A 9,855-nucleotide genomic window follows, 5' to 3' on the forward strand; every position below is an offset into this window, starting at 1 on the left:
GAGGTGGCACAGCTCGTGGAACTGACCGGAGAAATCGCCGCGATACGGGACGGGCAGGGTGATCCTGCCCGTCTGGTAGGCGAGTTCCGCCGTGCCGCCCTGCTGGTTCCGCTCGCGGACGGCCCCGATGGTGGTCTGATGTCGGCGGTGTCGGGTGGCATTCGCTGGATCTACGCGTTCACAGACGAGGAGGCGCTGGCGCGTTTCGCGGAGGCGCGCAGGGAGTCCGATCGGGAGTGGGAGTTCCTCTCGATCCTTGGTGCCCGTCTGGTCGATGCCGTGGTCCCGATGGCGCAGGGTCCGGCGGGCGTGGCGGTGAATGTCGCTGATGTGGACGGGTCGATGTTCTTCCCGCCGGTCGCGGGGATCGTCCCTGATGCGAACGCCGTGGACCTGGTCTCCGGGGAGGCCGTCTGATGGCCGGGGACGGGGATCTCGAGGTTTCACCGGCGGCCGTCAAGAACATCCAGGACGGTCTGCGGTCGGCGATCGGGGAGTTGCGCGAATCCGGCGCGGACGCGGCCGGGGCCTCGATGGGAGCCGGTTTCAGCGACCTCTCCATGACGGGGATGGAGGCCGGGCACGCGGGTCTGGCGACCGATTTCGAGGATTTCTGCGAGCGCTGGGAGTGGGGCGTTCGCAGCCTCGTGCAGAACGCGAGCACCCTGGCCCAGTCGTTGGGGATCGCGGCGGGCACGGTGTGGGAGGAGGAGCAGTACCTCCAGGGTTCGTTCAAGGTGGTCGCGAACGCGGCGTACGGCAATCCGCACGCGTCCGAGGACGAGATCGAGCAGAAGAAGTGGGGCGACATCTTCTCCGCGGACGTCTACAAGCCCGACTACAGCCAGGAGTCCTTCGAGAAGAGCAACGAGGCCATCAAGCAGACCTGGTCGGACACCGGGGACAAACTGCAGTCCAGCGGGAAGATCGGCTCGTTGAAGGACTTGCTGGAGCAGGCCAAGCGTGACGGGGGCGGTCACTGATGGGCTGGCGGGATTTCGTTCCGGACGTCATCGAGGACGGCGTCGAGAAGGGCGCGGAGAAGGTCGGCGACGCGATCGAGTGGGCCGGCGACAAGACGGCCGATCTCGCCGAGGACGTCGGCTTGGACGACGCGGGTGACTGGATCCGCGACAAGAGCCGCTCGGCGGCCAACCAACTCGGCGCCGATGTATCCGAGATGGAGCTGGGCCAGACCGAGGACCCGAACAAGCTGGTCTACGGCAGCGTCTCCAAGATCCGCGCACAGGTCTCCCACCTGAACGATTTCAAGACCTCCTTCGACAAGGTCGGCAACGGCCTCAAGGCGATGGGGGAGCCGGAGGGGCTGAAGGGCAAGGCGGCGGACTCGTTCCGGGAGGCGGTGGCGAAGGAGCCGCCGCGCTGGTTCAAGGCGGCTGACGCCTTCGGGAAGGCCTCCGAGGCGATGGGTCGTTTCGCGGAGACGGTGGAGTGGGCGCAGGGCCAGGCGAAGGAGGCGTTGGAGGAGTACAACAACGCGAAGAAGGTCTCCACCGACGCCCGCAACGCCCACAACAAGCTGGTCAAGACCTACAACGACGCGCTGAAGGCGAACAAGGACACACTCCCGCCCCGCCCGTCCGAGGACTTCACCGACCCGGGCACCGCGCTGGCCACGGCCGCGCAGGACAAGCTCGACACGGCCCGCAAGCAGCGCAACGACGTGGCGGAGACGGCCCGTACGGCGGTCCGCGCGGCGCGCGACGCGGCCCCGCCGAAGCCCTCGTACGCCAAGCAGCTCGGCGACGGCATGGACTACATGGACCTCGCCAAGACCCACTTGGCGGGTGGTGTCCTCAAGGGCACAGCGGGCCTGGTGAACTTCGCCCGCGCGCTCAATCCGACGGATCCGTACAACCTGACGCACCCGGCCGAGTACGTGACCAACCTGAATTCGACGGCGGCGGGCCTGGTCACCATGGTCAACGACCCGATGGGCGCGGGCAAGCAGATGCTCGACGAGTTCATGAAGGACCCCTTTGAGGGCGTCGGGAAGATGATCCCGGAGGCGGTCGGATCCAAGGGCCTGGGCTCCCTGAAGAAGATCGGCTCCGCCGCCAAGCACGCCGACGACCTGAAGGGACCGGGCCGGACGGGCCTGGACAAGGACGGCCCGCACCAGCGGGAGAAGCCTGACTGCGAGAAGCGGTGCGACGGTACCGACCCGGTGGACCTGGCGACCGGCCGGATGTTCCTGCCCCAGACCGACATCGTCCTGCCGGGGACCCTGCCCCTGATCTTCACCCGCCGCGCCGAGTCCGGGTACACGGCCGGCCGCTGGTTCGGCCGGAGCTGCTCCTCGACCGTCGACGAACACCTGGAGATAGACCCCGAGGGCGTCGTCCTGGTCACTGCCGACGGTCTGGTCGTTCCGTACCCACATCCCGCCCCCGGCATCCCGGTGTTCGCGACCAGCGGTCCCCGATGGTCGCTGGACCGCACCCCGGAGGGTGATTACGCCGTCACCGACCCGGCCCTCGGCCTCACCCGGCTCTTCACCGTTTCCGCCGGCGCCGAGGGCCACGGCGACGGTTACGACGGCGACGGTTACGACGGCAACGGTTACGGACATGCGGTCATCAACCGCATCGAGGACCGCAACGGAAACACGATCACCTTCGAGTACGACGCCGACGGCACCCCGCTGGGCATCGCCCACAGCGGCGGCTACCACCTCCGCTTCGAGACCGCCGAAGGCCGCGTCACGGCCCTCCACCTGACCGGCGGCCCGCGTGTCCTCGCGTACGGCTACACCGACGGGAACCTCACCGAGATCACCAACTCCTCGGGCCTGCCACTGCGCCTCGCCTACGACGAGCGCGGCCGCATCACCTCCTGGACCGACACCAACGACCGCCGCTACTCGTACACGTACGACGACGAGGACCGCTGTGTCGCGCAGGGCGGGGCCGCGGGCCACCTCACCCTCGAGATCGCCTACGGCCCGTCGGACCCGTCGACGGGCCTGCGCACCACCACGACCTCCACGCCCACCGGCGAGGTGCGCCGCTACCTGGTGGACGCCTCATACCGGGTGGTGGAGTCGGTCGGCGCGCTCGGCGCCGTGACCCGCTCCTCGTACGACGCCCGCGGCCGACTGGCCTTGCGCACCGACCCGCTGGGCCGCATCACTCACTTCGGCCGGGACGAAGAGGGGCGGCTGGTCTCCGTCGTCCGCCCCGACGGTCGGGAGCTGACCACCGAGTACGACCAGGCGGGCCGGCCCGTGCTCCAGACGAAGGCCGACCGAACCGCCTGGCGGTTCACGTACGACGAGCGCGGCAACCGCACCGCCCGTACCGGCCCGGTCGGCGGCACCACGCAATACACCTATGACCCCTCCGGAGGCCTTGAGTCGGTAACCGGAGCGCTCGGCGGCATCACGCGGATCCGCTGCGACCGGGCCGGCCTGCCGGTCGAGATCACCGACCCGGTCGGAGCGGTCACCCGGTACGAGCGGGACTTCTTCGGGCGGGCCGTGCGGATCACGGACGCGCTCGGGAACGCCACCACACTGAAGTGGACGGCCGAGGGCCGGCTCGCGTGCCGCGTCGAGCCCGACGGCTCGGTGCAGGAGTGGACGTACGACGGCGAGGGCAACTGCATCACCCACAAGGACCAGCTCGGCGGCATGACCGTCCACGAGTACGGCGACTTCGACATGGTGACGGCGCGCACCACCCCGGACGGCGTGCGCTACACGTTCGCGTACGACAGCGGGTTGCGACTGACCGAGGTCGTCAACCCGCAGGGGCTCCGCTGGCGGTACACCTACGACGCGGCGGGGATGCCGGAGTCGGAGACCGACTTCGAAGGCCGAGCCCTGCGCTATGTCCACGACGCCGCGGGCCGGCTGGTCAGCCGGGTCAACGCGGCCGGTCAGACGGTCCGCCTGGAATACGACGTCCTGGACAACCGGATCCTGAAGGACGCGGACGGCGAGGTAACCCGGTACGAGTACGACCACTCGGACCGACTCGCCGCGGTGACCGGCGGGGGGCGGCGTATGACTTACCTTCGCGACCGGTTCGGCCGCATCCACGAGGAGTCCGTCGACGGGCAGACCTTGACCCGCACGTATGACGAGCTCAGCCGCATCGTGTCCCGGACCACCCCGTCCGGGGCGACTGCCGAATGGACGTACGACCCTGCCGGCCACCGGACCGGGCTGACCACCTCGGGCCGCCGCATCGACTTCGAGCGGGATGTGCTCGGCCGTGAGAGGGCACGCCGCATCGGTGACACCGCCGTGCTCGATCTTGTGCGGGACGACCTGGGACGTCTGGTGGACCAGCGTGTGACCCGTGCCGATGGCCGAGTCCTGCAGCGCCGGGGCTACTCCTATCGAGCCGACGGCCACCTGCTGGGAGTGGAGGACCACCTTGCGGGGGCCCGGACCTACGAAGTCGATTCCGTGGGTCGAATCACCGGGGTCAATGCCGCGGAATGGACAGAGCGCTACGCCTACGATGCCGTCGGCAACCAGACGATGGCCGAGTGGCCCGCTGATTGGCCGGGTGGTTCTGAGGCCACCGGGCCGCGAAGCTACGAGGGTACTCGGCTCACCGGTGCGGGCCGGGTCCGGTACGAGTACGACGCCACGGGGCGGGTCATCCTCCGCCAGTGCACCCGGCTCTCCCGCAAGCCGGACACCTGGCGCTACCAGTGGGACGCGCAAGACAGGCTCACCGCGGTCACGACCCCGGACGGGACGCTGTGGAGGTACACCTACGACGCGATCGGTCGGCGCAGCACCAAGCGGCGGATGGCGGCGGACGGGGTCACCGTGGCAGAAGAGGTCGCCTTCGTGTGGGACGGCATGACCCTCTGCGAGCAGACGACGACGGGCCCGGAACAGCCGTATGGGGTCACCCTCACGTGGGACCACGACGGCCTCCAGCCGCTGGCTCAGACGGAACGGCTGACCGCGGCCGACGGACGGGAGATCGACAGCCGATTCTTCGCGATCGTCACCGACCTGATCGGCACCCCGCAGGAACTCGTCGACGAGGCGGGCGAGATCGCCTGGTGCACACGCAGCACCGTTTGGGGGACGACGACCTGGAACGTCAAGGCGCAGGCTTACACCCCGCTCCGCTTCCCCGGGCAGTACTTTGACCCGGAATCGGGGATGCATTACAACTGCTTCCGCTACTACGACCCGCAGACTGCCCGCTACCTGTCGATCGATCCCCTCGGCCTCGGCCCGGCGCCCAACGCGTCGACGTATGTCACGAACCCGCTGACGTGGACCGACGCGCTGGGGCTGGCCCCGGAATGCCCGCCGAAGGTGGGACGGAACAGGGACGGTGCAAAGGCGCAGGCGCTTCGCGACGCGGGAGTGCCCGAGGGTCTGGAACCGTGGCTCGTGGACGAGTGGGTGCCGGGGAGGACTGCTGAGTGGCAGGGTGCAAAGCAGCTCATGGGGCCGGACCACCAGCCGATCCACTACACCGAGGAGTGGTACGAACTGCCCAACGGCGACATCGTCGTCTACCAGGACCACTGGTTCGGCCACCAGAAGCCGGGTGAACCCGGATACCAGCCGCCCCACGTGCACATGCGGCCAGGCGACAACACTCGGAACGGGCAGATCCCTGGCGTAGAGGAGCATTATTACTATGACTTGGAATGACTTCCTGGTGAATGCGAAGGACGCGTTCACGACGTACTACGACGGAGTGCCCGACCTGGCGGGAGTCCGGCTTCGGTCGGTGCACCTGGACGGCTGGGACCCCACCGTCACCCTGCGGCTCGACCTGCCGAGGTTCCCCGACCGCTGGGACGGTGGACCGGGCGACACGATGCAGTGCCAAATCCAGTTCCTGATGGTGCAGGACTTCCTGATGGAAGGGTGGCAGCCGCCTGTTACGGCGGATGTGGCACTGTGCGCGCTGCCGGAACACCGGCTGGCGGTGCAGGTGGTGGCGCCCGGCGTCGCCGTGTCGTTCACGGCGAACGCGTCGGTCCTCGCAGGAAGATTCAGTGTCTTCACACGGGACGCGGACGGCGGAGACAGCGGTCCCCACCACTTCAGCCGTGCGCTGGAGCGCAGGCTCTACCCGACGGTTCCCCCGACATATGTGAACACCTTCTACGAGCGTGTGTGAGATGACTGCTTCAAACGAATGGCCGGAACTACGGGCGCTGTACGGCACGGTGCAGGTACCCGACTTGAACACCTGTGGATTCTTCTACGTCCACGTCGATGAGCGGGAAACATCGGTGACCTTCGGCTTCGAAACCTCGCAGCTACCGTCGCATCCGAAGCCGGAGTGGTCGGGCAAGCCGTACAACACCCTGCGCTTCTTCGTGGAGTTCACCGACGTGACCAACCTTCGCATGGCAGGCATCGTTGCGGAGGCAGAGCGCCGCGTCCGGATCGGCAGGGGCGCATCGGACTGCCTTGACGTGGCAGTGGCTGGTGACAGGCGGGAGATCTCCTTCTCCGCCGCCGCTTCCCGGGTCACGCACATCCGAGTCGAGCTCCAGGGCAGCCTGTAGCGGCGGGACGACTGGCCGGGCCACGGGGACCTCCGGAGCGTCAGCCTCGGGTGATGTGGACGAGGAAGACGGTGACGTTCAGGGCTGCGAAGGCCCAGGGCACCAGCCGCTCGGTACGCCCCAGTTCCAGGAACCTCGGAGGCAAAGCCGCCTGTTCGTCGGTGTAGAGGGCCGACGGGAGCCGTGTCTCCAGTGCCAGGACGGTCCGGAACTTCGCCCGGTTCAGGTCGCGGTAGGAACGCAGTTGCAGCCACCAGCTGGTGGACAGCAGCAGCGAGACGGAGAGTACGGCGACTGCCGCGAGCGCCGTGGCCGGGAGTGCGGCGGCCACCGTCGCCAGGGCGGTCTGCACGGCCAGGAAGTACGCGTTGGCCTGGCCGCGCCGCACGGAGGTGCGATCGGCCATCTCGACCGCCAGCTTGTACAGGTCGAGCAGGGTCTCGTCGGAGGACATGGTGTTTCTCCTGTCGTCGCAGTGAACTTCGGAGTGGACTTCAGAGGCTGTGGTCCCGGGAGGATCCGGGGCGCCGGGTCGTGACGGCGCCCCGGACCGAGGGGCGGTCACGCGGCCTCGGTGATGTCCCCGGTCTCCTGAGCCTGCGCGGTTTCCTCCGGCTCGACGTCCCGTACGCAGACCTTGTCCTGGTGGACGTTGATGCTGGTCACCTCGACGTCGAGGATCTCGCCGAGTTCGATCGCGTCATGGTTGAGGTCGTGCCGCAGCTGCCGGCTCATCGCGGAGCAGTGCAGGAACGCCGGGCGTTCACGGCCGGATACCCGCAGCAGCACGTAGCCGCCCTGGCCCTCCGGCGCGATCTTGACCACCTCGCCCTCCAGCCGTTCGTGCAGCACCACGCCCATGGAGGGCACGGCTGCGACCGGCCCGGTCCGCGTTGTTCCGCCCGGCCGGCGGCCCTGGGCGAGGGCCAGGGTGACCCGCCGCCGTCGGCTGTCCACCGACATCACTGTGACCTCCACCTGGTTGCCCGGCACCAACTCCGTCCCGGAGGGCAGGGAACTGTGCGGCACCAGCCCGTTGACGGGCCCGGAGACCCGGACGAAGACACCGGCCTGCCGCACGCTGTGTACCGTCCCGGTGAAGGTGTGGCCCACCGGGTGGGTGGCCTCCAGCCTGTGCCAGGGATTCTGCTGCCCGCTCAGCAGTGTGTATTTGGTGCCGCCCGCCGGGAGCATCTCGAACGCGCCGTCGAGCCAGTCGCCCACGGTGCAATGCCGGGTCATGTCGGTGATGATCCGCGACCAGTCGACGTCCTCGCCGCTCAGCACGCCGAGGGCGCCGTCGGCCGCCCGTACCACCGCGAAGTCGGGGGAGACGCTGACGACCTGGGCACGCGCCGGGGTGACCCCGCCGGTTACCAGCGGGATCAGCGCCATCTCCTGGGCGGGCTCGAGGCGCACCGCCTCGAGCTGCTGCCGCAGCTCCGTCCGCATCCGCGCCATGTCCGCGTACAGCGGCGTGTACGGGATGTGGCGCAGACCGCGGACGTCGCTGGGGATGTCGTCCGGGTGCTGCGCGAGGTAGATCATGCGCTTGCCGATGAGCTTGGCGGCCATGTACTCCATGGCCACGTTGGGCGTTCGGCAGGAGAAGTCCACGATGCAGACCTCGGCCTGCTGGATGGCGCGCCACACGACGTCCAGCACGTTGGCCGGGCCGTAGACGCTGTCGGCGCGGACCGGCGTCATGCCGGTCTCCGCGATGACGGAGCTGACGACGTCCTGGTAGAGCCAGTCGAAGTCGAACTCGTCGTCGTTGCGGAGGTTCTTCTTGCCGAAGGGGGCGATGACGAGCCCGCTGCCGGGAACGGTCTGTTCGTCGCGGGTGAGTCGGATGTCGTGCACGGTGGTTGCCTTCCGGGCGGAGGCGCCTGGTGCGCCCCGTTGATATGAGGCTCTCCGGCGTGACCGGTCCTCCCGCCCGTACTCCCGTTGAGTTTTTCGGGGCACCCGGCGGCCGGCAGCGGGCTCGGCCTCAACGGGACCTCAACAACAGGACCTTGACGACGGCACCCGGACCACGGGTCTCGGCGCCGGACCTTGGCGTACGGCTCGCACGCGTGCGGCCGCCACTGCACAATCGACCCATGACAGACATGGGGGAGCAGTGTCGCATCCGGGTGCTCGGGGACCTTGCCGTCCGGTGTGGTGACGGTCAGGTGGAACCGCCCGGCGGGCGCGCCGGTGCGGTTCTGGTGGTGCTGGCGCTGAAGCTACGGCGCGGCGTGCGGGAGCAGGACCTGCTGGCCTCGGTGCGAGACGGCGCCGGGAAGCCGGCCATCGCCTCGGAGCAGGCGCTGGCCCAGCACTTCAGCAGCCTCCGGAGAAGGCTGCCGGTGCCCAAGCGGGTCAAAGGGGGCCCGTATCGGCTCGATGCAGATGCCGTTCGGGTCGATGCCGTCGAATTCATCGCGGACGTACGCAAGTTGCGCGAGCTGTCGGGGCCGCCGGGGGTGGCCGAACTCGCCGCCCTCATCGACCTGTGGCACGGCGACCCCCGCGTCTGCCACCCGCAGGTGGACCCCGACTGCTGGAACGAGGTGTTCGCCTGCCGCGACCGGCTCCTGGACGTGCTCGTCGAGGCGGACCCGGCGATCCTGCGGCAGCTCGACGGGCTGGCCGGCTTCCTCGCCCTCTTCCCCGGTGACCGTGCGTGCGACCTGGTCCGCGAGCGATTGAGGGCCCCAGAGCCGCGGCGCATCCTGGTGGTGGACGACCAGATGGCCGAGCTGATCGTGGATGCTCTGGAGGGCTTCGGCTTCTCCTGTCTCACCGTCCGGTCCCTGGACGAGTGGCGCAGGATGCAGCGCGAGCGGGATGCCGAGGTGAAGCGGCTGACCGGGGCGCTGGTCGACCTGCATCTCACCCCGGAGCTCGACGACCAGGGGGGTCTGGAGGTGGTGGAGTGGCTGGCCCGTCATACCGAGGTGCCGGCTTCGCTGATGACCATGGCGCCGCCGCCGGGTGACCTGGTCGAGCACACCCGGATCCAGCGCGCCCGCTACCGCCTCGTCGGCATCGTTCACAAGGGCACGCCCAAGGTCGACTTCGCGGGCATCAGGCAGGCCGCTGAGATCTTGGTGTCCCCGAATGCGCGAGACCGCAGACGGCGCGCCGAGACCTGGTTGGAATGGGCGGCCCTGCGCGCCGACGACCAGCTCCTGAGCACCGGGGGCAGCCGCCGCAACCCGGATCTGCAGCGGTGCCGCGAGGACGCGGACCGCGTCCGCCGGATCCTGAGGGACGGGACGGTGGAGGAGGCGGAGCGCGAGGTACAGGGCTTCTGCCGGTCGTACGAGGGCTGAGGCGCCG

Annotated in this window: 8 protein-coding genes; 6 read left to right on the forward strand and 2 right to left on the reverse strand. The window is 69.0% G+C overall.

The genetic code is table 11. The features are described from left to right. The first annotated feature begins 15 nt into the window (after nucleotides 1-15). From OG490_RS27780 to OG490_RS27800, 5 genes are read left to right on the forward strand one after another with little or no spacing between them, the layout of a single operon-like run. Entirely contained in the window at nucleotides 16-417 is a 402-nt protein-coding gene (locus OG490_RS27780; protein WP_330298994.1) for an SseB family protein, read from the forward strand. Further along, nucleotides 417-983: a hypothetical protein gene (locus OG490_RS27785; RefSeq protein WP_330298995.1), complete on the forward strand. Its 567-nt coding sequence runs from the start codon at nucleotides 417-419 to the stop codon at nucleotides 981-983. The genes OG490_RS27780 and OG490_RS27785 overlap by 1 nt, the downstream gene beginning before the upstream one ends. Then, complete coding sequence (locus OG490_RS27790; protein ID WP_330298996.1) at nucleotides 983-5,656, forward strand: putative T7SS-secreted protein; 4,674 nt, start codon at nucleotides 983-985, stop codon at nucleotides 5,654-5,656. Before OG490_RS27785 ends, OG490_RS27790 begins: the two co-directional genes overlap by 1 nt. After that, entirely contained in the window at nucleotides 5,643-6,131 is a 489-nt protein-coding gene (locus OG490_RS27795) for an Imm50 family immunity protein (RefSeq protein ID WP_330298997.1), read from the forward strand. The genes OG490_RS27790 and OG490_RS27795 overlap by 14 nt, the downstream gene beginning before the upstream one ends. 1 nt (nucleotide 6,132) lies before the next feature. Next, a complete protein-coding gene (locus OG490_RS27800; RefSeq protein WP_330298998.1) occupies nucleotides 6,133-6,525 on the forward strand; it encodes an Imm50 family immunity protein in 393 nt (130 codons plus the stop codon). A 40-nt stretch (nucleotides 6,526-6,565) separates the two neighbouring features. Here OG490_RS27800 and OG490_RS27805 read toward each other — a convergent pair whose 3' ends face one another. Both OG490_RS27805 and OG490_RS27810 read right to left on the reverse strand, forming a co-directional pair. After that, complete coding sequence (locus tag OG490_RS27805; protein WP_330298999.1) at nucleotides 6,566-6,979, reverse strand: RipA family octameric membrane protein; 414 nt, start codon at nucleotides 6,977-6,979, stop codon at nucleotides 6,566-6,568. A gap of 107 nt (nucleotides 6,980-7,086) precedes the next feature. Further along, the gene (locus OG490_RS27810; protein ID WP_330299000.1) at nucleotides 7,087-8,388 is read right to left on the reverse strand and encodes a S1 RNA-binding domain-containing protein; all 1,302 of its coding nucleotides are present in this window, start codon (nucleotides 8,386-8,388) and stop codon (nucleotides 7,087-7,089) included. Between the two features lie 242 nt (nucleotides 8,389-8,630). Here OG490_RS27810 and OG490_RS27815 point away from each other — a divergent pair, with 242 nt between their 5' ends. Next, complete coding sequence (locus OG490_RS27815) at nucleotides 8,631-9,848, forward strand: response regulator (protein WP_330299001.1); 1,218 nt, start codon at nucleotides 8,631-8,633, stop codon at nucleotides 9,846-9,848. Nucleotides 9,849-9,855 lie beyond the last annotated feature (7 nt).

Source organism: Streptomyces sp. NBC_00503, from assembly GCF_036346895.1.
GTDB lineage: Bacteria > Actinomycetota > Actinomycetes > Streptomycetales > Streptomycetaceae > Streptomyces.

Excerpts from the sequence above, each read along its gene's own strand:
- OG490_RS27805 (WP_330298999.1), bottom strand. The coding sequence starts at position 6,979 with ATGTCCTCCGACGAGACCCTGCTCGACCTGTACAAGCTGGCGGTCGAG.
- OG490_RS27815 (WP_330299001.1), top strand. The coding sequence starts at position 8,631 with ATGACAGACATGGGGGAGCAGTGTCGCATCCGGGTGCTCGGGGACCTT.
- OG490_RS27795 (WP_330298997.1), top strand. The coding sequence starts at position 5,643 with ATGACTTGGAATGACTTCCTGGTGAATGCGAAGGACGCGTTCACGACG.
- OG490_RS27785 (WP_330298995.1), top strand. The coding sequence starts at position 417 with ATGGCCGGGGACGGGGATCTCGAGGTTTCACCGGCGGCCGTCAAGAAC.
- OG490_RS27800 (WP_330298998.1), top strand. The coding sequence starts at position 6,133 with ATGACTGCTTCAAACGAATGGCCGGAACTACGGGCGCTGTACGGCACG.
- OG490_RS27790 (WP_330298996.1), top strand. The coding sequence starts at position 983 with ATGGGCTGGCGGGATTTCGTTCCGGACGTCATCGAGGACGGCGTCGAG.